The following is a 24175-nucleotide window of genomic DNA, read 5'->3' as shown; positions in this document are numbered from 1 at the left end:
GCCGCCAAGTCGACGCCAAGTGGTCCCGCGGATGCTGTGTGCCGAGTAATTGCACGAACTTTCCCGAGAGGACCCCGATGACCCTGACCGACCTTGCGCACGAGGGCCTGGACGACGCGCTGGAGGGGCTACGTGCCCACGTCGCCGCCCCTGTCGCACTGCCGGGGGAGGCCGGCTACGAGCGGGCCGCCCCGTGGAACGTGGCGGCCACCGTGGAGCCTGCCGCGGTCGTGTTGGCGACGACGGCCTACGACATCGCCAACACGGTCGGCTACGCCGCGGCTCGTGGCTACCGCGTGAGTGTCCAAGCCACCGGCCACGGCGCGCTGTCGGTCGCCTCCGACACCATCCTGGTGGTGACTTCCGGCATGACGAACGTCACCGTCGACCCGGTGGCCCGCACCGCAAGGGTGGCGGCCGGGGCGACGTGGCAGCACGTGCTCGACGCCGCGGCTCCGCACGGCCTGGCCGGATTGTGTGGATCCTCACCGTCAGTCGGTGTCGTGGGATACCTCACTGGCGGAGGAATCGGACCGCTGGTGCGCACCGTCGGGTTGTCGTCGGACCATGTGCGGTCCTTCGAATTGGTCACCGGCGCAGGGGAGCTGCTGCGCGCGACGCCGGAGGAGAACGCGGAACTGTTCTGGGGACTGCGCGGTGGCAAGTCGACGCTGGGCATTGTCACGACGGTCGAGATCGATCTGTTGCCGATCGCCGAGTTCTATGGTGGCGCGCTGTATTTCGACGGCGCGGATGCCGCCGTGGTGCTCCGTGAGTGGGCTCGTTGGTGCGCCGATCTGCCTGAGTCCATCTCGACTTCGATCGCGCTGCAACAGCTTCCACCACTGCCCGGGGTTCCCGAACCACTGGCCGGCCGGTTCACGGTCGCGGTGCGCTACGTGGCCGTTGGAGACTTCGCCGAGGCTGAACGCCGGCTGGTACCGATGCGTGCGGTTGCCGTGCCGGTCCTCGACACCGTCGCGGTGATGCCGTATGCCGCCATCGGTGCGGTGCATGCCGATCCGGTCGATCCGATGCCCATCTACGAACACCACACGCTGCTACGGGAATTGACCGCCGAGACCGTCGAGGTGCTGCTGGGCGCGGCCGGGCCGGACTCCGGTTCGGTGCAGACGATCGTAGAGGTCCGCATGCTCGGTGGTGCTTTGGCGCGTGAGGGGCAACACCGCAGCGCGTTCTGCCATCGCGACGCCGCTTTCGCAGTGGCCGTGATCGGGGTCCTGGCGCCTCCCGTCGCCGATCTGGTGGTGCCGCAGGCCGGCGCGCTCATCGTGGCGCTGTCGCAGTGGTCCAGCGGGGGCCAGATCGCCAATTTCGCCCCGTCGGAGGACGCTGGGCGGGCCGTGCGGGTCTACGACGACGAGACCCGGCACTGGCTGTCCGCGCTGGGGGAGCGGCACGACCCGGCCGGGGTGTTCCGGTGCGGGCAGGTGGTGCGTTCCTGAGCTCGATCTGCCGGTCGTTTTCGGGCCAGAAACGCCTCTGAGCACCCGATTTGGAGCTCTACGTAAGGCCCCGGTAACCTTGTATTCGCAACGCGGGGTGGAGCAGCTCGGTAGCTCGCTGGGCTCATAACCCAGAGGTCGCAGGTTCGAATCCTGTCCCCGCTACCAAAGTTCGAAAGTTCGAACTTGTGTCCTGATAATGGGGGCGCAAGTTCGAACTTTTCGACGTTATGGGGGTTAGCGCACTTGGTCGTGCCTTTGCGCTGGTGAGTTCTTCATCCAGCAGTTCCTTGAGCTCCGGCGCAAGTAGGCGTTCGAATAGATCGGTCAACTGCGCGTCGATCGTGTCGTCGTGAATGTACAGCCGTTGAAACAGTGCTTGGTTCATCCATCGGCGCTCTGGGGCTCGCCCCTTCGTGTAGAGGCTGTGAGAGGCAGTTAGCAAGCTCAGAGCGCTATCGAGGGACTCGTGGAGCTGATTGCGTGTGAGCTGGTGTTGATTGAGTTCGCGTTGTGCATTGGCAAGCTCGGTACTGATTCGGTCCTGTTCGGCACGAAGCTGGTCGAGCGGTACTGCTCCGGCGTAGTGGGCGCGTAGAACTGCATCGCGTTCGTTGGTGAGCCGTTTGACCTGACGTTCTGCCGCGCGCACGCGTTTGTCTCGCATCGGAAGCAGCACATCCAAGTATTCGATGACATCCTTGCGAATGGCTGCCCGGAGTGAATCTGGAAGCTCGCGAGTCGCCCAGTGGTCTTCGACTAGCCTCTCGACGGCAGAAATAGACAGTGCTCTGAAGTGGCACGGTGTCCTGCGTGTTTTCCTGCCGAGGCAGTAGAAGTACGGATTGAGGGTTCCCTTGCCGTTTCTCACGATCTCGACGCCGAGCATGTCACCGCAATGTCCGCAATACAGGCTGCCTTTCAGGTAGTGGGGGTCGGCCGACTGGTAGTGCCCTGCCTGTCTTGTGCGCTCAGTACGTGCCTTTCGTTTTTTGCGATGGACTGCGCGGGTGGCCAGGCAACGGCAAGCTCCAGGTGGTCGCACCAATGTTCTGCCCGGCAGCAGCGAAGCTTCCAAGCAGGGGACTGAGGTTGCCGAATGCGCCGTCCACGAGGGTGTGCAGCCAGGCAATCGGCATAGGCCCTGTCCTCGCGATTCAGGTAGTCGGATACGCGTGTCAGCCGGTTCAGTTCAGCGGCAAGATCGATGGTTGTTCGTCGGTGTTCCGAGGAGGAGATGTGGTCGTACAACTCATCCAGGCAGTCTCGGCGGTGTCGGTGCCAATTGTGGTGGCGGCGATCGGATACAAGCTGAACAAGCGCCTCAAAGAGTACGACGCCAGCCAATGGCGGAATCAGGAACTCATCAAGGCAAGGCTGCAGTACTTCGGTCAGATCGCGCCGATGCTGAACGACCTGATGTGTTACCTGACATTCGTAGGGCGGTGGAAGGAACTGACGCCTCCAGAGGTGATAGCGCTCAAACGGAATCTCGACCGCCTGTTCTACCCTGTCGCGCCGTTGTTCAGCACGGACACGGAAACGGCTTACAACAGGTTCATGCAGTTGTGCTTCGCGACCCATGGTGGCTGGGGCAGGGACGCCCGGATCCAGAGCGGGTGCATACGGCGGCGCCAGGCCGCCGGTGAAGCCTGGCGCCCTGAGTGGGAGTCAATGTTCACCCTGGGGGAGGATCAACCGGTCGAGGGCGACAGCATGCTCGACGTTCGCGCCGGCTACGACACGCTGGTGGCGAAGTTCGTGGGAGACGTCGAACTGCTAGAGCCGCGGCAGCGATATGCGTCTCGCGATGTCGTCAACAATGCACGGTGAGCCCGCTCGCAGCAGTGCGAATGGCTGCCGGGCTTGGCCAGCAGCGGTTCAAATCGCATGGTGCCGAAGAGAGCTCCACGCGAAGCGCGTTGTGCCGTGCGGTAAGCCGGGTCTCGATGTGTGTTGTCTATCCGTCAAGGACGGTGCTGATGAGGTTGCGGACCCGTTGGGTGTACTCGTCGTGAGTGTGGCCGAACGCGGCGGCCATGCGCGTGAGGCGCTCGTGGTATGCCGTTGCGCGTTCGGCGCGGGCGATTGTCTCGGCCTCGCGCTGCACAAGAAGGTCGGGTTCGGCGGCATCGGGCGGTAGCCAGGCGCGGGTGTCGGTAAGAGTCCAGTCGTTGGCGACTTCGAAGCCCTCCGATTCCACGCGTTGAACGAATTTCAGCAGCGGCTCGCGCCGGGCGTGAACGGCATCGGCGCCTTCCCTTCTCGCCTCGCTCAGGGCATGCGCGGTGTTCACGAGCGCTGCGAGTGCATCGGCGACGGCGGGCATCTCATTGATGAGCCGCAAGGTCATGGCTTCGTCGTTGGGGTACTGGTCGGCGATCACCTGTGTGCGGCGGATGAGTTCCTCGCACACCTCGCCTACCGCGACCCCGAACTCCCCGGTCCTGGCCAGATTGACCGCTTCACGGTCCCGCATCGCGTGGAGCAGCCGCAGCACCGCATGGGGACTTTTCACGCGATCATGCTGCCACGGCCATTAGAGCTACGCGGGTACAAGATCACCTCCAACGGCCAGACACTCCGACTGGCAACTCCCCGGTGCAATCCGGATCCAGCTTTCCTCCCTGAAAGTCCCTTGCATGCGGCAGAATTTGCCGCCGTCGGCGTGGGTGCGGCAATGGTAGATTTTGTCAGCAAACTGGCGCGTATCGAGCTTGTGGGTTTGGGGGATTGGCGATGTCGAACGAGCTGAAGGTTGATTTGCCGTCTGTACAGGCGGCCGCTGAGAAGATTGAGGCCGCGGCCGAGGGGGCTGCGGGCCGCCCATGGCGCGGTTCATGACCGCATCACCGCTGCTAAAACGGGGTGGATCGGGACCAGCGGAACTGCACTGACAACGGCGACCGGTAAGTGGGAAGACGAATCGGCCGCGCGCTACACCGAGCTGATCGGGCACGCCGAAGGTTATCGGTCGGCCGTTGCCAGCTACGGCGCCACCGACAACAACGAGGCTTCTGATGTCCAAGCCGCCGCTGCGGCCATGAAGCTGTAATAGTCATGACCCTGTCGATGGCTGATATTGATCAGTGGCAGCCTGACCAGATCGATGAGGTTGGCAACGCCCTCGCCGAACGCGCACGCACTGGCGGGCAGACCGCCCAGGACTTGCGTGGTCTGCACGATATGGCGAGTGGGAGGGCGACGCGGGCGACGCCGCCAAACACGCCATCGAGAAGTCGGCCGCCACGCTGGAGACCTCAGCGCAGAATGACTTCCTGACATCATTGGCGACCAAGAAATCCGCCCAGGATGTGCGCACCGTCAAGAACGACCTCAAAGCCATCGTCGACTATGCCGCACAGCAGCCGGCCGTCCCGATCAACTTAGAGACCAACACCGTGACCAAGCCCGACACCACCGGGTGGGACGACGACGATATCCAGAATCTGAACAACAAGCTCGCCGAGCTAGAGGACCGTATCGTGGCGATGCTGGCGGCGGCGACCGAAGCCGACGGCGATCTGGGGCGGGTAATGGCCGCTGCGGCCGGTGGCGATCCACAAACCCCGGCCGAACAGGGCTCCGGAGACGGGCAATCCGTGCGCGACGGCCAGCTGACGCCCGAAGAGTTGGCGCGGTTGAAGGAAAACACGGCACTGACGCCCGAGCAGTTGCACGCGCTGGCACGCGGTGACCTGGTGCTGCCGGCCAGTCAGCTGGAGTATCTACATTCGCTGGCCCGCTCGATGGACGGCATGAATATTCAGCAGACCCGCGCCATGATGGACAACCTGGACAAGACCAATCCGGGCGCGAGCCGGGATCTGATGAACGGTCTCCAGATGCTGTCCGACCCGAAGATCAAGGCCGCTGGCGCAGACTGGAAGGGCGGACTGGACCGGCTGCCGACCGGCATCAAAGATGTTGCGGCGGGGCTTCCCGCGGATCGGGGCAACATTCACGTTGGCGACCGTCAAGACCTCGCCGCGATCATGATGAAGGGCAGCCCGGAATTCATGCACGGCACCGATCTGGACCGCTCGGTGTTGAAGCAAACCGAAGAGCTGCTCAAGGGCGCACCGGCCGGGACGTTCAAGCAAGGGTGGGAGCATTCGGCAGATCTTGCGCTCAAGGACATGTTGGCTGCGGCCGGGCGGGATAAGTGGGCCGTGCACGACCTGGTTGCCGGGGCCGACGGCAAGTCACCCAACAATGAGTTCATCAGCAACGCACTTCGGCACCAATGGGACGACGGTGGAGCGGCAGCCGCCACCTTGGTTCAAGGATTGGCGCCGGTCGCGCTGGATCAAACGCAACTCGATGCCGCCACCAGGGCCGGAGAAACCGTGTTCGCCTTCGACAAATACATCGTCGACCACCCCACAGAATTCACCAATATGTTGGACCGGGTACCCATGGCCCCGGGGGAGGTTGGGACACCAGACGTGCAAGGCAACCAAACATTCGGAAATGCTCATCCAGAACTCGTACAGGCGCTTGCCGAGGCGAATGCGCCGTTCCTGGATGACATGATGAAACATGATTGGGACAACACCCACGGATTCGGCAATTTGGAAACTACGACGGACGAGAACGGCAACCTGGTTGACAGGGGTGATGCAAACATGCCTAAGACGCGTGACCTGCTGAGTACCCTCAATTCCGATCCCGTCGCCGCTTCGACGCTCAAAGGCGCGGTAGAAGGGCATCATTTCGGGCTCCAGCAGGACTATGTCAACTCACTGGCCAATCACGACACCCCTGATGTCGATGCTCTCAGGGCGGACGGTCGGCTTCAAGGGCTAAACGATGTGGCAGTGAGCGAAAGCAACGTACAACAAGCTGCCAACGAATACGCCCAAGCCCAACTGGAGCATGAGCAGAAGGAAGCACGATGGGAGGCCATCACCACAATCGGCGGCTCCGTCCCCCACGTCAGCGATGCGCTCGACGCCGTCGGTAAAGTGCCCGGAGCGGACGGCATCTTACAAGACATGTTCGGAGGCGGTGACGCGCCGAAAGCCCCCGACGCTCCACATATTCCGCTACAACAGTCAGGACCGAATCTCTACCAAATCGCCGAACAGTTGTACAAAAGCGACTACGGTGACAAGGGCATCTTTCCGAACGGCTTCCCAACCTACGAGGCATACGAAGCCGATATGGAGGGTGATGTGCGAAACAAGGTCGAGCAATACCTTGGCGATAGGGTTACGGGAGACCTCACCAAAGCGGAAGTTGCCTACCAGGGGACCCTTCCGCATGATCCTCCCAAGGCTGGTCAGTAGTTGAGCACACGCATGATGATACGAATGGTCAGGAAAACACTTGCCGTCACCGCCGCCGCGGTTTGCGTACTCGCGGGATGTTCCGACCACAAAGAATCACCTTCTGCCGCCCCGGCCGTAAAAACCATGTACCCGAACTGGCCGAACGACTTGAACGGCTTCCGATTCCAGTGGACAGCACAACCCGGTATCGATCTGCTTACCGGCCCCGCGATTCCGGTGCGCGCTTACCTTGAGTCTTTTCGGACTGCATTTATGACTAAGTCATCAGCCAATACCTACCCGGGGTTTCAGCGGGCTATCCCGGACCTCCCCGACCCGCGGGCCGGCTATGACGAGCATGTGCAATGGGGCGAATTGCCCTTTGAGTTGAAATGGCTCATGCCCGCGATCGACAAAGACATCAATTTCGGCGACGGACCTTTCTTCGGCAACGAGTACTTCCATGTTCTGGAACTCTCCCCACTCGCAGACGGCTATCTCGCCTACGTATGCGACGGTAAGTACAACATATTTCATCCGGCCATTGGACATTCTGGAAAGTACGCGTCAGTGCTGGACTATCCGGGTGGAAAAAATGATGTGCAGAAGCGCGAAGAGGCCGCGGTAACCCTCTGGCGGATCGAGTTCAAGAACGGCGACGCCGGGGATAAAACTACGCAACTCCAAGAGGGCAAGAGTCCCGCACCGATCGGTGATGTGTTCGGCAACTGGAAGATCACCGGCGCCTCACAAGGCAACTACTGGGGCAGCCTCAAAAACACTACCCACACGCCGCGCGATCCAGACTATGTCCAGCGACGACAGCAGTGCCGCGACACGATGCCCCATAACGTCGATGAGCGAGCGCAAATCCTCATGAGTGTGCTCGACACCCCACCCCAAGCAGACCCAGCGGTACCCGGATGGCCCGATAACCCAACCTAGTCGCGGAGTGGGGGCTATCTCGTTAACGGTGTTTCCGGCGGTTTCCATCAGTAGGTTTCGGCTGCCGGGAATCGGTCGCCGAACGTGATCGCAAACGCGTTGAGCGCCGGCTTCCACCGCATCACCCATCGTGCTCTGCCGACCCCGGTGGGGTCCAGGGAACGCGTCACCAAGTACAGACACTTGAGCGCGGCCTGCTCGGAGGGGAAATGTCCGCGGGCTTTGATCGCTCGACGGTAGCGGGCATTGAGCGATTCGATGGCGTTCGTCGAACAGATGACTCGGCGGATCTCCACGTCGTAGTCCAGGAACGGAATGAACTCCGTCCAGGCGTTGTCCCACAACCGGATCACCGCCGGATACCGCTGGCCCCATTTCTCGGTCAGATCGTCGAACGCGGCCCGGGCGGCGGCGGCGTTGACCGCGGTGTAGATCGGTTTGACGTCCCGCTTGATCTCATCCCAGTACTTGCGGGAGGTGAGCCGAAAAGTGTTGCGGATCAAATGAATAATGCACGTCTGCACGATCGCCTGCGGCCATACGTTGCTGACCACTTCGGGCAGGCCCTTGAGCCCGTCGCAGACCACGAAGAATGCGTCCTTGATGCCGCGGTTGCGCAGATCGGTCAGCACGCTCATCCAGAACTTTGCCCCCTCACCACCGGTGCCGGCCCAGAGCCCGAGGACGTCACGCTCGCCGGCCAGCGTGACCCCGATCGCGGCGTAGAACGGCCGGTTAGCGACCTGGCCGTCGCGGACCTTCACCACGATGGCATCGATGAAGATCGCCGCGTAGGTTTCGTCCAACGGACGGACAGCCCAGTCGTTCATCTCTTCGATCACCTTGTCGGTGATCCGGCTGATCGCCTCCTTGGACACCGAAGCCCCGTAGATTTCGGCGAAGTGCGCCGAAATCTCCCCGGTAGTCAGGCCTTTGGCATACAGCGACAGCACCACCTCATCAACGCCGGTCAGTCGGCGTTGACGCTTCTTGACGATCTGCGGCTCGAACGTCGACTCGCGGTCGCGCGGCACGTCCAGATCCACGGCGCCGGTGGTATCGGTCAACACCGTCTTGGTGCGGGTGCCATTGCGGATATTGCCCGTCCCGGCACCTGCCGGGTCGTGCTTCTCATAGCCGAGGTGCTCGGTCATCTCCTCGTTGAGGGCGGTCTCGAGCACCGCCTTGGTGAGGTGTTTGAGTAGCCCACCAGGGCCGGTCAGAGACATGCCCTGTTCCTGGGCCAGCCGCACCAACTCCGCAGCGGCTTGTGCTTCAGCCGACGCATCGGCCTTCTTCTTCGCCACATCATCCAGTGTCGTCATCACGGCACCTTCCCCGCCGAGCATCGCTCAGCGTGTCAGGCCAGAAACACCGTTAAATCCACAGTCCCTGCCAGACAGATCAGCGAACTTGTGTAGCGAAAGGGCGGCGTGTCGTTGATAGCGTCCGTAACGTCAGTAACCGGAGGCCCCATACTGAAATGCTCTGGGTGCACTCAGGGTTGGGGTTGTTGGAGCCTCTGCAACAACCCTGTCGGTATGGCGCTACAGGCTTCGTGAGCCGGTCGATGCCTGCGGGGCTCGCGCATTGTATGGAGGGGAAGCCCGACGATGTGCTCAAGCTAAGGCCATGCAGTGGCAAGGAAAGGAGGAAAAGACTATGGCTAAATCGAGCAGCACCAGGGTTACGAGCGCGAAAGTTGCAAAGAAGGCTTCGGCACTCTTGAGCAATCCGAAGTCGTCTGCGAAGACGAAGTCGGTCGCAGCCAGTGCACTGGCCCAGGCCAAGAGCAAGCGGAAGTAGCAACCCGCTTGAACTGTTGCCAGCAGGGCCGGCTCCTCTGCTGGTTTTGGGCCGCTCGCCATGACAACGGCTATGCGGCGTGTCCATGTTGTCTCCTGCGTGGCGAACGGTTCTTGCGAGAGCACGGGAGTGGCTGGAGTCAGTACTTCTGGCCCTGCGGGCGAACGGTTGCGCCCGCCTGCTTCAAGATCTTCAGGACCGTGCTACGGCCAATATTGAGCTCTTCCGCGACTTCCCGACTCGTGCAACCGGACTCGTATGCCTCCACGACAGCCGTTCGCAGCTGGGCGGTGATCCGCCGTCGCTTCGGAGACGGGGAGACGAACCGAGACGACTGGCGAGTCCCAGGAACCTCATGTTGCACGACTGTCAAACAATGTGTTCGGACTGAACCGTCCCAGGGCTACCAAGAGGAAATGGCCCTCGGAGATTATCTCCGGGGGCCATTTTCATGCCGTGATCCTCGGTGCGCTCACCCCTCAGGCGGCGTCATGTATCTCGTGGTCGCTGCGCGCACAGGACGAGCAGTCGGGGGAGTCGATGTCGAGCTTGCCGCAGCTTGGGCAGATAAAAGGAATCACCGCACCGGCCTCTCTCGGTCTGGGGCGCCGCTGTGGCGCCGCGCTGCCTGCTCGTACCCCGGGTGGCGCATGTTCCAAACCTGCGTTCGGGAGTGCATCCCCGTCCCCCGAACTGGGTATCAGGGCGGCATGGATGCCGTGGAAGCCCTCACCTGGCCTGGCCGAGAACTCGTCGCGCTGTATCGCCGCACGGGTGCCGGCGTGCCGTTCGGTGATCCGCTGCCCTCCCATGGCACCGAGATGGAGGGCTGGTTCTGGCGGCTGACCGACGCGGCGTCGGGCCGGGTGGTGGTGTGGTGGTCCGGCTCGGCTCGCGCGTGCTGCGCCTCACCCCTCCGGCGCTGGTGGACCATCACTTCGACCGGGATACCTGGCATTGGCGAATCAGCGCTCGCACACCACAGTTCCTGGTGGAACTGGACGGGCGCGGCGCGGCAGGCTCACCGCACGTGCTGCCCGTACCGCTTCCGGCGCAGCGCCGCAACATCGACACCGACCATGAGTTCCTGGCGGGCACGCTGCATTGCACTGTGCGCGAGTGGGGCAAAGTCATCTTCGACGGCACCTCGCCGCTTGCCGGCCTGGAGATCGGCGACCGGCTGGCGTGTACACCTACGTCGTCAGCTTGTCCTGCATCCCTGGCGCGAGCACGCCGGCTATGGCGTCCCAGCCCACGGCCACGGGGTAGTAGTCGCCGAGCACGTGGGCGACCGGTACGTAGAACACCAGGCCGTCGTCGTCGGGCAACCAGTTGGCGAGCTGATCGGCGACCGGTTCCGGTGGGGGCTGGTTGGCCAGCTTGTCCTCGTCGGCCATCTCGGCCCTGATGGCCTCGACCATGGTGTTCAGGCCGGCGTTCTGGTCGTTGAACAGATCGGTGATCATGATCGGCGCCGCGGTGTGAGTGTCGATCACCGTCGTGGAGACCGTGTTGAACGGATGCGCCGCATGCTCGACGTAGATGTTGAGCAGCAGCACGCCGGCCACCACACCGCTGCCGATGTGGGACACCCTGCTGCGCTCGTCCTCGGGCAGTGCCCCCGACGCGACGGTGACCGGAAGGCCATCCTCGGTGGGCTCTAGATGGTCGTCGAGGGCAGCGCGCACCGAAGCGTTGAACTTGTCGCGGACTGCGGCGGTTCCGCCCTTGAGCTGCGGAAGCTCCACCTTGTAGGTGACGATTCCTTTTGTGCCGTCGAGGGTTTCGACGAACCCTGTGAACGGCACGGCCTGGGCAGGCGCTGCTGAGCTTGTTGTTACGGCGCCGGCCGTCGTGGTCGATTCCGGACGGGTCCCGCTGCCCGAATCGCGCGAATTACATGCTGTCCCAAATCCGATCATCGACACGACTACCACCGCTGATGTCAGGCGACGAATCACGGTTGACCCAGTCATTTTTCGACCTTAATCCTGCGTCTGAGCCTGCGAACCACGATTGGGTATCTCAATCGCCGCCCGGCCGGTGGGCCGAGGCGAACAAGTTGATTCCGGTGGCTTCGCGCCGCACTTGCACCGGCGCATCCCCGAACTCCGACTGTGCGAACAGACCGACCAGGTCTTGCGGTGACCGGTGGATGAGTTTCCAGTCCAGCAGGTGGTCCATGAACGCCCGGTCGGGATTGCCGATGTCGAAGTTTCCGACGATCGCTCGGCCACCGGGGCGGAGGCGATGATAGACCCAGTCGAGGAGCTTCACCACGAGATGATCGGCCAGGTAGTCGATGAGGCCGATCGAATACACCAGATCCTGATCGCTCAATTCGAGTGTTTGACGGCCGAGGGCCAGTTTGACGACGTTGGCTTGTACGAACGTAACTCGTTCGGTCGCACCGGCGCTGTCCGCGATGCCTTCGGCATAGGCCAGCGCCTGGTCGTCGATGTCCAGGCCGGTGGCAACGATGTCCGGATGGTCGGGCTCGGCGAAGACGTCGAAGATCTCGCGGGCCGGCCCGCAAGCCAGACTCGTGATGGCAGCCGGCCTTCCGTCACAGGCCCGTGCGGCGTCGATGATGATGCTGCGCAAGAGCTGCCGGCGGTTCTTGACCGCGCGAGAGGCGGGTATTCCGAGAAACCACCGGTCGATAAAGGGACCGAGTCGGCGTACCCCGTCCGGTTGGTCGTCGTACACCATCTGCAACGTCAGATAGTCACCGGCGTAGCCCCGTGGCTTGGTGTAGGAGCGATCGACCAGAGTGCTCAACCCCAGGTACGGGTACGTCTCCCGGTGCACAAAGGCGCCCAACTCGTCGGCGTCGGGAGTGCCTTCCCGCAAGTGGATGCGGATCTGGTCGGAAAGGGCATCGCAGGCGGCGATAACTCGGTCCCGCACCTCGTCATTCGTGGCACTACCGTCGATGATCAGTCGGTCGGCGGTTGACATCGCAGCCTTGAAGTTCGCTGTGGTCAGGGCAAGCGGATGTGGCATTCCGTTGGCGGACATGGGGAATGAGGGGATCGCACTGCCGAGGTGTGGTGCCGCGTCGATGATCGTCATTGCCTGATCGTTTCGCACCGCCATCGCGACGTATGCAGTAGTGCACTACTCAATTTCTTCCTGCGTCAATTTTTGGTGCCGTCGTCGTGGCAAAAACCGGTTTCCCTCGCGTCGGGTATCCCACCTACCCTGGGTGGCTGCGTAAACGACGTCTCGGGGGAGACAGGGGAGTGGTAATGACAACGGGCCCGAGCACGGGGGAGATCGCGACGCGACCGCGTGCCCAGTCGAGTGCCAACGTCATCATCGCGTTGCTGGTTGCCTCGGCGTTCGTGATGATCCTCAACGAGACGATCATGAGCGTTGCGCTACCGGCCCTGATCGTCGACCTGGACATCTCCGCCAGCACGGCGCAATGGCTGACCAGTGGCTTCCTGTTGACGATGGCGGTCGTCATCCCGATGTCCGGTTCGCTGCTACAGCGCTTCCCGGTGCGCGGCATCTTCCTGGCGTCGATGACGTTTTTCTGCGCCGGCACCTTGATCGCCGCGCTGGCACCGGGATTCACCGTGCTGCTGGTCGGGCGCATTGTGCAGGCGTGCGGCACCGCCGTGATGATGCCGCTGCTGATGACGACGGTCATGATGTTGATCCCGGCCGATCGGCGCGGGCAGATGATGGGGACCATCTCGATCGTCATAGCCGTCGCACCGGCGATCGGCCCGACCTTGTCGGGCTTCATTCTGGGTTCACTCGACTGGCGCTGGATGTTCTGGATCGTGCTGCCCATCGCGCTGGTGGCGCTCAGCGCCGGTCTGGCCTGGCTGCGGGTCGACGATGAGCGGGAGGAACCGACGCCGATCGATCCCGTCTCGGTACCGCTGTCGGCGGTGGCGTTCGCGGGCTTGGTGTTCGGCCTGTCGCTGATGGGGGAGTCCGCACATGGGCAGCAGTCGATGCCGGCGTGGCTGCCGATGACGGTCGGTGCGGTGGCGATGGTGATCTTCGGCGCACGGCAGATACAGCTGCAACGACGCAACCGCGCGTTCCTCGACCTGCGGCCGTTCGCCTACCGGCGGTTCTCGGTGTCGCTGGGCCTGGTGGTCCTCGGTTTCATGGGACTGTTCGGCGCGATCATCATGGTGCCGCTGTATGTCCAGGACGTGCTGAAGCAGAGCGCGTTGGTCGCCGGCCTGGCCACACTGCCGGGCGGTCTGCTGATGGGTGTGGCCGGGCCGCTCGTCGGGCGGGCCTACGACCGGCACGGCGCCCGGGTCCTCGTCGTGCCCGGGTCGGTGCTGCTGTGCGTATCGCTGTGGGGATTCACGCTGCTGTCGGCGGCCTCGCCGGTCTGGGAACTCGTTGTGCTGCAGACGATCATGATGGTGGGTTTGTCGATGATGTTCACCCCGTTGATGACCGACGCGCTCGGGGTCCTGCCCGACCGGCTCTACTCACATGGCAGCGCCATCTTGACCACGCTGCAACAGGTCGGCGGTGCCGCGGGGACCGCATTGTTCGTGACGGTGATGACGAAGGCGTCGCAATCGGGTGGGGCCCCGGATCTGCCCGGGGTGCATGCGGCGTTCACGGCGGCCGCGGTGATCAGCGTGATCGCCGTGGTCATGGCGTTCTTCACCGCGCCGCGCCCGACTCCCGCCGGCGGTACGCCGACGCATTAGCCCGTGGCGCCAGTGCAGTCGGGTAGGGCACTACGCGTGCGTGGCGCCGGCACCGCGGCCGATGGTGAAAGTGCACTCGACACACGAGTTCAACCCCACTGAGCTCGGGCACAATCGAACCCGTGCAGAAAGTCGTGATCGTCACCGGCGCGGGCAGCGGCATCGGCCGCGCCACGGCCCGGGTCCTGTTGGACGCCGGTCATCGGGTGGTGCTGTCGGGTCGCCGCAATGAACCTCTGGTGGCTGTCGCCGACGGTCACCCGAACGCCCGCGTCTTCCCGGCCGACGTCACGGATTCCGCCTCGGTGCGGGCGTTGTTCGCCGATACGGTGTCCACCTTCGGACGGGTCGACGTGCTGTTCAACAACGCCGGCGTGTTCGGTCCGTCGGCGTCGATCGCCGATATCGACGATGAACAGTGGCACTCGACATGGCGCACCAATGTGGACGGCGCGGTGTTCTGCGCCAGAGAAGCCGCACGTGTCATGGCTGCCCAGTTGCCCAGGGGCGGTCGGATCATCAATAACGGATCGATCTCCGCGCACCGCCCCCGCCCGAACAGCCTGGCCTACACCGTCACCAAACACGCGATGAGCGGGCTGACCGCGTCAATGTTGTTGGATTTGCGCGATATCGACATCTGCGTCACCCAGATCGACATCGGCAATGCCGCCACGGATATGACCGCCGGTTTCAGCCATCAGACCCTGCAGGCCGACGGAAGTCTCGCGGCGGAGCCGACTTTCGACGTCGAGCACGTGGCCCGCGCCATCGAGCACCTGGTCGATCTGCCGCTGGAGGTGTCGGTCCCGTCACTGACCGTGATGGCGCGGGCGATGCCCTACTTCGGCCGCGGCTGACGATTCCGGCCCGAAAAGGCGACAGAGCCGGGGCCTTAGGGCCACCGGCTCTGTAAGCGGAATCGATGTTTCAGTGCTGTGCATCCTGAAGCTCGTGCCGCTGGACCACTGCGATCAGCTCTTCGCGGACCGATGAGTTGGGCAGTTCGTTGATCCGCGCGTAGAGGCGGCGCCGCATGTTGGCGCGCTTCTGGTTTGCACGGAATTGTGCGAACGACATACTTCTCACTCCTCAAAAGTGCCCCGGATCACGGGTACTCGTTTTCTGACATCCACATCGGGGATCGCCCGAAGAAAAGGACACCTCCATGGTCCCGCCCGGCAGTGATTAAAACCAATTCTTAGAGTGTGAGTTTGGCTACAGCTCAACTGTTTTCATCGTGGATGAGTGCTCGCCGTCACAGTCACGAGCCGAGGTGACGGCGGTGACCGCCGAAAAGGAGTAAGACTGCTTCTGTGGCGCTCACCGTGCGGGACTTGGCCGAGGTCGACAGCCTCGGCCTTGTCGTGGTGGCCGGGGCACAAGGCGCTGACCGTGAGATCTCGTGGGCGCATGCGATCGAGCTGACCGATCCGACCCCGTACCTGGCCGGTGGTGAGTTGGTGATGACGACGGGCATCAACATCGGTGCCGATGCCGCCGCGCAGCACGCTTACGTTGCCCGCCTGGCCGCGGCCGGCACGGTGGCCCTGGCCGTCGACACCGGCACCACGATCGCCGATGTGCCGCCCGCCGTGCGTGCCGCCGGCGACGAGTTCGGGCTCCCGGTGTTCGAGGTGCCCGAGTCGACGCCGTTCATCGCGATCGCGCGGGTGGTGATCGACGCGCTCAAGGCCGAGGAACTGCGCTCGGTCCAGCGGGTCGTCGACGCTCAGGAGGTGCTGGCCCGGGCAACGTTGCGCGGCGGTATCCCCGGGGTGGTCGGCGCACTGGCCGAGCGTCTGTCCGCCACGGTCGTGGTGGTCGACCCCGACGGCACCGTGCTGGCCGCCGCGGGCAGCGCGCAGGAGCGGCTCATCGCCGTACTGGGCGAGCAGGCCGCCTCGACCCGTCGGCACGGCGCTTACGTCACCGCCGACGGGGACGCGTATGTGACGATCCAGAATCTGCGCGCCGCTCAACCGGTTCGCGGTCGGCTTGCGGTACGGACGTCCGGCCCGATGTCCAACGCAGACCGGCTGCTGATCGCGCATGCGGTGTCGCTCATCTCGATCGCGATCGAGAAGCCGGCCCGGGTGGTCGACGCCGAGCAACTGTTGCGGATCGCGGTGACCCGCGAGATGCTCACCGGCGCAGGGTCGGTCGACAGCGCGGTGCTGCGCTACTTCGGTTTCGAGCCCGACGGTGACGTCGTCGTAGCGTCGTTCACCGGGGCGGGGCCGTTGTTGGCGGCCGAACACGTGCTGGGCCGGGTGCTGACGTCGTTTCTGATGGCCCCGACGGGCGACGAGATTGTGCTCGTGGTGCCGGCCGGCGGCAGCCGGCGCCGGATCCGCACCGTCGTGCAGGAACTCGAACAGCAGACGGGCGTACCGGTCCGGGGCGGGATGAGCCGGCCGGTCCGGTTGGCGGATCTGCACACGGCGCTGGAACAGGCCCGCATCGCCGCGCATGCCGGCGCCGGGCGGTTCAGCGACTTCGGTGAACTCGGCCCGATGGGTGTTCTGCTCGACGGCCGCAGCGTGGCCGAACTGCGGGTACTGGCCGCACCATTGGATTCGCTGGCCGGTGGGGACGAGCTGATTCCCACCCTGGCGGCATTCCTCGGGCGCAACGGCCAGATGGAGGCCGCGGCCGCCGAGCTCACGGTGCATCGTCACACCATGCGCAACCGGATGCGGCGGATCTGTCAGCTGTTGGGCGACGACCTGGAATCTGCCGATACCCGGGCACAGCTGTGGCTGGCGCTCAAGGCGTGGCAGCTGTTGGAGTCTCGCCGGCCGGGCTGAGATCGGCCTCACCGCTGCCGGGCTGTCCCAAAAGGGTGCGTTTGGTGTTCGTCACCCGACCTGGCCCGCCGACTCGGTGGGCCTATGCTCGGTGCGACGAATGGCGTGGCCCCTGGGTGTTGCCGTCGTCAGTGACCGGCGGATACATCCCAGGGGAAGTTCAGCGTGCAGGCGATTGTTGGCGATCCGGTTCGCGTTCCTGCCGTGCGGCGGCAGGTCCGCGATGACCTGATCGGGTTGAGCGGTGTGGCCATCGTGATGGTGGTGATCTGCCACTTCTGGTTCGGCCGGGCGTCGGGTGGAGTGGATGTCCTGCTGATCCTGTCCGGCTTCTTCATCGGCAGCCGGGTGCTGCGCAGTATCGGGACCGCGAGCCCGACGGCCCTGGCCGTCGAGGCGGGCCGGGCGGCACGCTGGTTGATCCCGCCGTTGGTTCTCATGGTCGTGGTGAGTGCGGTGCTGACGGTGCTGGTACAGCCGCAGACCCGCTGGGAGGCATTCGCCGACCAGACCCTGGCCGGCCTGGGCTTCTATCAGAATTGGCAGCTGCTGGGCTCGGCGGACGACTATGTGCAGGCCGGTGAGGCGGTGACCCCGCTCCACCACCTGTGGGCGATCTCCGTGCTGGGCCAGTTCGCGCTCGCGTTCTTCCTGCTCGCCGGTGCGGTTCTCGCGGCGACGACGCGTCGGGGTCGCGCTGCGCGACGCACAATCCTGGTTGCCGCGTCCGGTGTCGCCGCGGTGGCATCGCTGTACTGCGCGGTCACGACGCAGCCGGACAACCCGATGCTGGCCTACTACAGCACCGGCGCCCGAGCCTGGGAGCTGTTGGCCGGGGTGCTGGCCGCCGCTCTCGTGACCGGGCCGGTGGGGCGGGTCCGGTGGCCGAGCCCGATACGGGCCGGGGTGGCTGCGGCCGGGGTGGTGGCAATCGGGGTGTGCGGTGCGCTCACGGACCGGACCGTGCAGTCCCCGGGCGCCTGGACCTTGATCCCGGCGGCGGCGACGGTGCTGGTGATCGTCAGCGCGGCCCAGGGAACGTCGATGAGAACGAACCAATTTCTGCCCAGCGCCCCGCTGGTCGCGATCGGAGCCATGGCTTATCCGCTCTATCTGTGGCACTGGCCCCTGCTGATCTTCTGGTTGGCCACCATCAACGACGATGCCGTCGGGCTGGCCGACGGCATCGTGATCCTGCTGGTCGTTGTGCTGCTGGCGGCGTTCACCGCGCGGTGGACCCAGCGGCCGTGGCGTCGCGGGATCGGCGCGTGGATGGCGTCGAGTGCGGTCGTCCTCTTGGTGGCGGTGACGCTGGTCGCGACATCGCTGATGTGGCAGGGACACGTCGCACGAGCTCGGGCCAGCGGCGCGGAGCTCGGCATGCTCTCGATTCGCGATTACCCGGGCGCGCAGGCGCTCATCGACAATCAGCGGGTCGCCAAGCTGCCGATGCGCCCGAGTGTGTTGGAAGCCGATGACGACATCCCGCCGTCGTCGGTTGACCATTGCGTCACGGGCTTCACCGGTGACGAGGTCGTCAGCTGCGTGTACGGAGACCCGAAGGGCGCCCGCACGATTGCACTGGCCGGAGGCTCGCATTCGGAGCACTGGCTGACCGCGCTGCACCAGATCGGACGCCAGCACGGCGTCAAGGTGACCACGTACCTGAAGTTCGGTTGTCCACTGACCACCAAGGCTGTGCCGATCATCGCGGGATCCTTCGACACCTACCCGTCATGCCGGACCTGGTCCGACAACGCGCTGGCCAAGATCATCGCCGACCGGCCCGACTACGTGTTCTTCACCTCGACGCGCCCGATCCTCAACAGCCCGGGCGATTACGTGCCCGACTACTACCTGGGGATCTGGGATGAGCTGTCCGCCAATGGCATTCCGATGCTCGGTATCCGTGACACGCCGTGGATGATCCGGGACGGCTGGTTCTTCTCACCGGTCGACTGCCTGTCCAAGGGCGGTGATGCCGATGCCTGTGGGCTGCCGCGGGACGAAGCCCTGGCCGAGCGCAACCCCACACTGGACTACCTGGCCGACTATCCGTTGATGAAGGCCCTGGACCTCAGCGACGCGGTGTGCCGGCCGACGATCTGTCGCGCTGTGGAGGGCAACGTGCTGGTCTACCACGATGCCCACCACCTGTCGGCGGCCTACGTGCGCACGCTCACCACCGAGTTGGCACGGCAGATGTCCGTCGCCCTCGGCTGGTGGTAGCGATCATTCGACGATGAAGACCGGGATCTGTCGCGTGGTCTTGGTCTGGTACTCGGCGTACGGCGGGTAGGCCTCGACCGCCAGCTTCCACCAATGCTCGCGCTCGTCACCGGACAGTTCGCGCGCGGTCAGCGACGCGATCTTGTCGCCGTCCTGCACCGTCACGGCGGGGTTGGCCTTGACGTTGAAGTACCAGGACGGGTGCGCCGGGTCGCCGCCCTTGGATGCCACCATCGCGTAGCGGCCGTCCTCTTCCACGCGCATCAGCGGTACGTACCGCTTCTTGCCGGACTTGGCGCCGGTCGTCGTGAACAGCACGATCGGGCGGTCGAGTACCTCGACGCCGTCGGTGGTGCCTTGTTCCAGGATGCGTTGGGTCTGATCGCGTACCCAGTCGGTCGGGCTCAATTCGGCATGTTCAGTCACGCACCCCGCAACACCGGCGACGTCGCTGCTATTCCGGTCAGCGCAGTTTGAGGACCACTTTGCCCTTCGCGCTGCGGTTCTCCAGTGACGCGATGGCCAGCGCGGCCTGCTCCAGCGGGTACACCTCAGGCTGGGGGGCCGGCACTGCGCCAGAGGCCAGCAGCGGCTGCAGTTCGGCCCACTGCTCTTGCAGGTAGCCCGGGTGGGAGAACGTCCACGCGCCCCAGCCTGCGCCGATCACGTCGACGTTGTTGAGCAGCAGGCGGTTGACCTTGACGGTGGGGATCTCCCCGCCGGTGAACCCGACCACCAACAACCGCCCGCCCACGGCCAGCGATCGCAGCGAGTCGGTGAAGCGGTCACCGCCGACCGGGTCGAGGACGATGTCCACCCCCCGGCCGTCGGTGAGTTCCTTCACGGCGTCACGGAATCCATCGGCCAGCACCACATCCGATGCGCCTGCGGCCCTGGCGATCTCGCCCTTCTCCTCGGTGGACACCACGGCGATGGTGCGCGAGGCGCCCAGCGCTGGGGCCAGCCGCAGCGCCGAGGTGCCGATGCCGCCCGCCGCGCCGTGCACCAGCACGGTCTCGCCCTCGGCGAGCCGACCGCGGGTGCGCAGGGAGAACTGCACCGTCAGGTCGTTGAACAGGATGCCGGCGCCGGCCTCGAAGGACACCGAGTCCGGTAGCGCGAATACCCGCTCGGCCGGCAGCGCCACGACTTCGGCCATGCCGCCGGACAACATGGTCAGGCCCAGCACGCGGTCACCGGCGGACACATGGGCGCCGGCCGGGGCGCTGCGCACCACGCCGGCGACCTCCGCGCCCGGGGTGAACGGCAGATCCGGCTTGTACTGATAGAGCCCGCGGGTCAGCAGGGCGTCCGGGAAGGCGACCCCGGCGGCATGGACGTCGATCACCACGGGGTTGTCGGCGGCGCCGCCGCTCGGTTCCTCCACGTCGGCCACCCGTACCGCGTCGGGACCGTCGAGGGCGGTGATCTGTGCTGCACGCATCGGTGTCTCCTTCTGGTGGGGTCGCCAGCCAATTGTGACAGGTGTCAAGTCGGTGGTTAGCATCACCGGATGCTCAACGCCCGCGCCGCGGTGGTGCTCGACGCCGGAGCCGATCCACAGCTCACCGAGGTCCAGATCCGGGAACCCGTCGGCGACGAGGTGCTGGTCCGAATCGACGCGGTGGGTATCTGCCACACCGATGTCAGCGTGGCCGGGCGGTTTCGCAAGCTGCCCATGGTGTTCGGTCACGAGGGTGCGGGCACCATCGTCCAGGCCGGACCGGACGCGACGCCCCGAGTCGGCGACCAGGTGGTTCTCACCTTCGCCAGCTGCGGCGAGTGCCCCAACTGCCGGTCCGACGCCCCGGCGTACTGCGAGCGCTCCACCGACCTGAACATGCGCGGCAGCCGGCGGGACGAGTCGGCGGCCCTGCACCGCGACGGCGTCCCCATCGGCGGCGGGTTCTTCGGGCAGTCCAGCTTCTGTACCTACGCGATCGCCGGAAGCCGAAACGCTGTGGTGCTGCCCGAGCCGATCGACCCGGCGCTGGCCGCTCCGCTGGGCTGCAGCGTGCAGACCGGTGTCGGTGCTGTCCTCAATGTGGTTGCGCCGCAACCCGAGGACGCGCTCGTGGTGTTCGGCGCAGGCGCCGTCGGGCTCTCGGCGGTCATGGGCGCCCGCATCGCACGGTGCCGCACCATCATCGCCGTGGACCCGATCGCACAGCGGCGCATGCTGGCAACCGAACTGGGTGCCACCGCGACGATCGACCCGACCGCATCCGACGCCGCTGCCGCGGTGCTCGAGCTGACCGGGGGAGTGGCCGCCGCGGTCGACACCACCGCGCGGCCGGACGTCCTCGCCGCGGCGGTCGGGGTGCTGCGTGAGCGCGGCACCCTGGTTCTGCTGGGCCTGGGCGCATTGACCGCCGAGCTGCCCGTCGCGGCCATCATGGGTCGGGGCCTGACCGTTCGGGGGGTGGTGGAAGGTGACAGCGACCCGCAGGCGTTCATTCCGCGCCTGGTCGATCTGCACCGCCGTGGCGAACTTCCGCTCGACACATTCGTGAGCCGCTACCCATTCGACGACTTCGGCCGGGCCTGGGCCGCCGCCAAGGCCGCTGACGTCGTCAAACCCGTGCTGATCACCGGCGCGGTAAGCTGACAAACCCCACCTTTCACCGGCAACGGCGCCAATGATCGGAGCATCATGACCCTTCCCCAGCTACCACCGGGACGCCCTGTCGAGGTTCGCGCCGTCGACGGCGTGCGGTTGCATGCCGAGGTGTTCGGGCCGGAGGACGGCTATCCGATCGTGCTGGCCCACGGCATCACCTGTGCCATCGGAGTGTGGGCCCACCAGATCGCCGATCTGGCCGGCGACTACCGCGTCATCGCCTACGACCATCGTGGGCACGGCCGCAGCGAGACTCCGCACGGGCGGCGCCGCTACAGCCTCAACCATCTCGCCGCGGACCTGGACGCGGTGCTCGACACCACGCTGAAGCCGGGCGAACATGCCATCCTCGCCGGGCATTCGATGGGCGGTATCGCGATCACCTCGTGGTCGCAGCGCTATCCGGGTCGGGTGGCCGCCCGCGCTGACGCGGTCGCCCTGATCAACACCACCACCGGCGACCTGGTGCGGGACGTGGAACTGCTCAGGGTCCCGGCACCGCTGGCGGCGACGCGAATCCGGGCAGCCGGTACCGCGATCAGGACGTTCGGCGGCGCCTCGATGCCCCGGATCACCGAACGCCCCAACAAACGATTCGTCGCGCACCTGGCGGTGGGCCACGACGCCGAGCCGTGGGTTGCCGAGTACGTCTATCGGCTGTTCGCCGACACCCCGCCGGCGGGCCGCGGTGGCTGGGCCAGGGCGCTGGTAAACAGTCTTGGACCGCAACATATCTCGCTGCAGAATCTGTCGGTGCCCACGTTGGTGATCGGCAGCGTCAAGGACCGTCTGCTGCCCATCAACGCCGCCCGCCGCATAGCCGCCGACGCGCCGAATCTCAGCGCCTTCGTCGAGATGCCCGGCGGTCACTGCGCCATCCTGGAATGCCCGTCACAGGTGAATGCCCAGTTGCGGGCCTTGGCCGAATCGGTGTCCCCGCCCCGGGCGGTCGGTCAGTAGCTCGTCAGTCGGTAAGGCGGCCGGCGACTTCGGCGGCTGCCCGCTGACCGGAGCGGACCGCCCCGTCGAGGAATCCGGTCCACTCGTCGGCGGTTTCGGTGCCGGCCCAGTGAATGGCGTCGACGGGTTCGCGCAGCCACCGGCCGTACTGTGTCCACGACCCCGGCGGCACCGCCGCCGTCGGTCCTCCGGGCGCGAATTGTTCTGTGCTCCAACGGTGGTCGATGTAATCGATCGGTTCCAGCGCCGTCTTGCCGAACAGGGTGGCGAACCCGGACAGGGCCTGCTCGCGTCGTTGGTCCGGCGTCAGCCGGTCGAACGTGCGGGCGTCGGTGAATCCGAGCAGGATGCCGGGTCCTGCGTCGTCCGGGCTGACATCGAAGGTGATGAACACCGGCCCCTCGTCGGACAAGGCCTCGCCCGAGCAGCCGTTGGCGCGCCAGAAGGGCCGTTCATAGGCAGCGTAGGCCTTGCTGAGGTTGCCCTGGGGCCAGTGCGCGGACAGCTCGGTGTAGGCCTGGGGCAGTGGAGGGCTGAATTCGATACCGGTCCGGTGCTGGGGTGGAATCGCCACGATCACCGCGCGTGCGCGGATCTCGCCGGCCGGGAAACTCACCGCCACCGTGCCGTCGGGGTGGCGCTCGATGCGGCTGACCGGGGCGTCGAGCACGACGCGGTCGCCCAGTTCGTCGGCCATCTTGCCCGCGATCTGCTGGGTACCGCCGGGAAACCGGTCCTGCTGGGCGCCGTCGCGAACGTCGAGCATGCGGTCCAGTCCGCCGGCGGCTTTCACGTAGCGGGCGGCGTGCAGCATCGACACCTCGTCGGGCTCGGCACCCCAGGTGACGCGGGACATGATCGCCATCAGGTTGCGGGTCGAGGCGTTGGCGCCCGCCGAGCGCAGCCACTGCTCCAGGGTGAGCTCGTCGAGTTTCTGGGCGTTCGCGCTCGTCCACGGCTCGTTGACCCGGATCTGCCGGCTGAGCCGTTCGAAGCGCCACTGGATGCGGGAGACGTCGAAGAGTTCCATCATCGACAGCCGCGGAATGGTGCTGCGGTAGGAGCGCACCCGCCCGTGCCAGCGGATCAGGTTCTTGCCGCGGTCGTAGGTGGGCACCGTGCGGCACCCGAGCTCGGCGGCCAGCGCCAGCACCGCGTCCTGGGTGGGACCGACGAACGTGCCGCCCAGGTCGACCGGTACTCCGGCGATCGTCGTGGTCGAGGAACGTCCGCCGACCCGATCGCGACCCTCCAGCACCACCACCTGGTGTCCGAGCCGGGCGAGGGCCCGGGCGGCGGACAGGCCGGCGAATCCGGCGCCCACCACGACGACGTCGGTGCTGGTTGGGATGCTCACCTGTCTAGGCTC

The 24175-nt window shown here is 65.3% G+C and carries 21 protein-coding genes, 1 tRNA gene and 1 pseudogene; 12 read left to right on the top strand and 11 right to left on the bottom strand.

Annotated features, from left to right (window positions below; all coding sequences use genetic code 11):
* Window positions 1-77 precede the first annotated feature (77 nt).
* From BN2156_RS11930 to BN2156_RS31360, 3 genes are all read left to right on the top strand, one after another.
* The gene (locus tag BN2156_RS11930; protein WP_090513833.1) at window positions 78-1466 is read left to right on the top strand and encodes an FAD-binding oxidoreductase; all 1389 of its coding nucleotides are present in this window, start codon (window positions 78-80) and stop codon (window positions 1464-1466) included.
* 91 nt (window positions 1467-1557) lie between these two features.
* A tRNA-Met gene (locus BN2156_RS11925) sits at window positions 1558-1634 on the top strand.
* 301 nt (window positions 1635-1935) lie between these two features.
* On the top strand, window positions 1936-2064 hold the full coding sequence (locus BN2156_RS31360; RefSeq protein WP_264035438.1) for a hypothetical protein: 129 nt from the start codon (window positions 1936-1938) through the stop codon (window positions 2062-2064).
* A 159-nt stretch (window positions 2065-2223) separates the two neighbouring features.
* Here the strand turns inward: BN2156_RS31360 and BN2156_RS31520 are convergent.
* A pseudogene (locus tag BN2156_RS31520) lies at window positions 2224-2511 on the bottom strand (zinc ribbon domain-containing protein); the annotation flags it as partial.
* Between the two features lie 194 nt (window positions 2512-2705).
* Between BN2156_RS31520 and BN2156_RS11915 the strand changes: the two are divergent.
* Entirely contained in the window at window positions 2706-3299 is a 594-nt protein-coding gene (locus tag BN2156_RS11915; RefSeq protein ID WP_090513830.1) for a hypothetical protein, read from the top strand.
* Window positions 3300-3426: 127 nt separating this feature from the next.
* Here BN2156_RS11915 and BN2156_RS11910 read toward each other — a convergent pair whose 3' ends face one another.
* Together BN2156_RS11910 and BN2156_RS30555 are read right to left on the bottom strand one after the other, a co-directional pair.
* The gene (locus BN2156_RS11910; protein ID WP_162839217.1) at window positions 3427-3984 is read right to left on the bottom strand and encodes a hypothetical protein; all 558 of its coding nucleotides are present in this window, start codon (window positions 3982-3984) and stop codon (window positions 3427-3429) included.
* 470 nt (window positions 3985-4454) lie between these two features.
* Window positions 4455-4649: a hypothetical protein gene (locus BN2156_RS30555; RefSeq protein WP_131725162.1), complete on the bottom strand. Its 195-nt coding sequence runs from the start codon at window positions 4647-4649 to the stop codon at window positions 4455-4457.
* 104 nt (window positions 4650-4753) lie between these two features.
* On the opposite strand from BN2156_RS30555, the gene BN2156_RS11900 reads away from it, so the two are divergent.
* Together BN2156_RS11900 and BN2156_RS30550 are read left to right on the top strand one after the other, a co-directional pair.
* Window positions 4754-6757 (top strand): TPR repeat domain-containing protein, encoded by a 2004-nt coding sequence (locus BN2156_RS11900; protein ID WP_131725161.1) that lies wholly within the window; start codon window positions 4754-4756, stop codon window positions 6755-6757.
* A 24-nt stretch (window positions 6758-6781) separates the two neighbouring features.
* Window positions 6782-7684: a hypothetical protein gene (locus BN2156_RS30550; RefSeq protein WP_131725160.1), complete on the top strand. Its 903-nt coding sequence runs from the start codon at window positions 6782-6784 to the stop codon at window positions 7682-7684.
* Between the two features lie 47 nt (window positions 7685-7731).
* On the opposite strand, the gene BN2156_RS11890 is transcribed toward BN2156_RS30550, so the two are convergent.
* The 4 genes from BN2156_RS11890 to BN2156_RS11875 form a co-directional block, all read right to left on the bottom strand.
* Window positions 7732-9009, bottom strand: coding sequence for an IS256 family transposase (locus BN2156_RS11890; protein WP_090515806.1), 1278 nt, complete (start codon window positions 9007-9009; stop codon window positions 7732-7734).
* 294 nt (window positions 9010-9303) lie between these two features.
* A complete protein-coding gene (locus tag BN2156_RS30695; RefSeq protein WP_159402834.1) occupies window positions 9304-9552 on the bottom strand; it encodes a hypothetical protein in 249 nt (82 codons plus the stop codon).
* 1131 nt (window positions 9553-10683) lie between these two features.
* The gene (locus tag BN2156_RS11880; RefSeq protein WP_090513819.1) at window positions 10684-11298 is read right to left on the bottom strand and encodes an RsiV family protein; all 615 of its coding nucleotides are present in this window, start codon (window positions 11296-11298) and stop codon (window positions 10684-10686) included.
* A gap of 217 nt (window positions 11299-11515) precedes the next feature.
* Window positions 11516-12565, bottom strand: coding sequence for a class I SAM-dependent methyltransferase (locus BN2156_RS11875; protein WP_159402832.1), 1050 nt, complete (start codon window positions 12563-12565; stop codon window positions 11516-11518).
* 176 nt (window positions 12566-12741) lie between these two features.
* Here BN2156_RS11875 and BN2156_RS11870 point away from each other — a divergent pair, with 176 nt between their 5' ends.
* On the top strand, window positions 12742-14187 hold the full coding sequence (locus tag BN2156_RS11870) for a DHA2 family efflux MFS transporter permease subunit (protein WP_090513813.1): 1446 nt from the start codon (window positions 12742-12744) through the stop codon (window positions 14185-14187).
* 113 nt (window positions 14188-14300) lie between these two features.
* The gene (locus BN2156_RS11865) at window positions 14301-15047 is read left to right on the top strand and encodes an SDR family oxidoreductase (protein ID WP_090513810.1); all 747 of its coding nucleotides are present in this window, start codon (window positions 14301-14303) and stop codon (window positions 15045-15047) included.
* A gap of 70 nt (window positions 15048-15117) precedes the next feature.
* Here the strand turns inward: BN2156_RS11865 and BN2156_RS30880 are convergent, their stop codons facing one another.
* A complete protein-coding gene (locus tag BN2156_RS30880; RefSeq protein ID WP_090513807.1) occupies window positions 15118-15267 on the bottom strand; it encodes a hypothetical protein in 150 nt (49 codons plus the stop codon).
* Between the two features lie 236 nt (window positions 15268-15503).
* On the opposite strand from BN2156_RS30880, the gene BN2156_RS11855 reads away from it, so the two are divergent.
* Window positions 15504-16997 carry a PucR family transcriptional regulator gene (locus BN2156_RS11855; RefSeq protein WP_090513804.1) on the top strand — a complete coding sequence of 498 codons (1494 nt, stop codon included), beginning with the start codon at window positions 15504-15506 and terminating at the stop codon, window positions 16995-16997.
* 165 nt (window positions 16998-17162) lie between these two features.
* Window positions 17163-19226 (top strand): acyltransferase family protein, encoded by a 2064-nt coding sequence (locus BN2156_RS11850; RefSeq protein ID WP_090513802.1) that lies wholly within the window; start codon window positions 17163-17165, stop codon window positions 19224-19226.
* Window positions 19227-19229: 3 nt separating this feature from the next.
* Here the strand turns inward: BN2156_RS11850 and BN2156_RS11845 are convergent, their stop codons facing one another.
* Window positions 19230-19652: a nitroreductase family deazaflavin-dependent oxidoreductase gene (locus BN2156_RS11845; protein ID WP_090513800.1), complete on the bottom strand. Its 423-nt coding sequence runs from the start codon at window positions 19650-19652 to the stop codon at window positions 19230-19232.
* A gap of 37 nt (window positions 19653-19689) precedes the next feature.
* Window positions 19690-20670: an NADPH:quinone oxidoreductase family protein gene (locus BN2156_RS11840; RefSeq protein ID WP_090513797.1), complete on the bottom strand. Its 981-nt coding sequence runs from the start codon at window positions 20668-20670 to the stop codon at window positions 19690-19692.
* A gap of 69 nt (window positions 20671-20739) precedes the next feature.
* Between BN2156_RS11840 and BN2156_RS11835 the strand changes: the two genes are divergently transcribed.
* Together BN2156_RS11835 and BN2156_RS11830 are read left to right on the top strand one after the other, a co-directional pair.
* Window positions 20740-21834, top strand: a complete 1095-nt coding sequence (locus BN2156_RS11835; RefSeq protein ID WP_090513795.1) for an NAD(P)-dependent alcohol dehydrogenase — start codon at window positions 20740-20742, stop codon at window positions 21832-21834.
* 45 nt (window positions 21835-21879) lie between these two features.
* Window positions 21880-22806 carry an alpha/beta fold hydrolase gene (locus BN2156_RS11830; protein WP_090513792.1) on the top strand — a complete coding sequence of 309 codons (927 nt, stop codon included), beginning with the start codon at window positions 21880-21882 and terminating at the stop codon, window positions 22804-22806.
* A gap of 4 nt (window positions 22807-22810) precedes the next feature.
* Here the strand turns inward: BN2156_RS11830 and BN2156_RS11825 are convergent, their stop codons facing one another.
* Window positions 22811-24163 carry a flavin monoamine oxidase family protein gene (locus BN2156_RS11825; protein ID WP_090513789.1) on the bottom strand — a complete coding sequence of 451 codons (1353 nt, stop codon included), beginning with the start codon at window positions 24161-24163 and terminating at the stop codon, window positions 22811-22813.
* Window positions 24164-24175: the final 12 nt, after the last annotated feature.

The sequence above is a fragment of the Mycolicibacterium neworleansense genome, from assembly GCF_001245615.1.
Classification (GTDB): domain Bacteria; phylum Actinomycetota; class Actinomycetes; order Mycobacteriales; family Mycobacteriaceae; genus Mycobacterium; species Mycobacterium neworleansense.
This window is presented reverse-complemented; position numbering and strand designations above follow the sequence as displayed.

Excerpts from the sequence above, each read along its gene's own strand:
- BN2156_RS11930 (WP_090513833.1), top strand. The coding sequence starts at position 78 with ATGACCCTGACCGACCTTGCGCACGAGGGCCTGGACGACGCGCTGGAG.
- BN2156_RS30550 (WP_131725160.1), top strand. The coding sequence starts at position 6,782 with ATGGTCAGGAAAACACTTGCCGTCACCGCCGCCGCGGTTTGCGTACTC.
- BN2156_RS11890 (WP_090515806.1), bottom strand. The coding sequence starts at position 9,009 with ATGACGACACTGGATGATGTGGCGAAGAAGAAGGCCGATGCGTCGGCT.
- BN2156_RS30695 (WP_159402834.1), bottom strand. The coding sequence starts at position 9,552 with ATGGCGAGCGGCCCAAAACCAGCAGAGGAGCCGGCCCTGCTGGCAACA.
- BN2156_RS11875 (WP_159402832.1), bottom strand. The coding sequence starts at position 12,565 with ATGACGATCATCGACGCGGCACCACACCTCGGCAGTGCGATCCCCTCA.
- BN2156_RS11870 (WP_090513813.1), top strand. The coding sequence starts at position 12,742 with ATGACAACGGGCCCGAGCACGGGGGAGATCGCGACGCGACCGCGTGCC.
- BN2156_RS30880 (WP_090513807.1), bottom strand. The coding sequence starts at position 15,267 with ATGTCGTTCGCACAATTCCGTGCAAACCAGAAGCGCGCCAACATGCGG.
- BN2156_RS11840 (WP_090513797.1), bottom strand. The coding sequence starts at position 20,670 with ATGCGTGCAGCACAGATCACCGCCCTCGACGGTCCCGACGCGGTACGG.
- BN2156_RS11835 (WP_090513795.1), top strand. The coding sequence starts at position 20,740 with ATGCTCAACGCCCGCGCCGCGGTGGTGCTCGACGCCGGAGCCGATCCA.
- BN2156_RS11830 (WP_090513792.1), top strand. The coding sequence starts at position 21,880 with ATGACCCTTCCCCAGCTACCACCGGGACGCCCTGTCGAGGTTCGCGCC.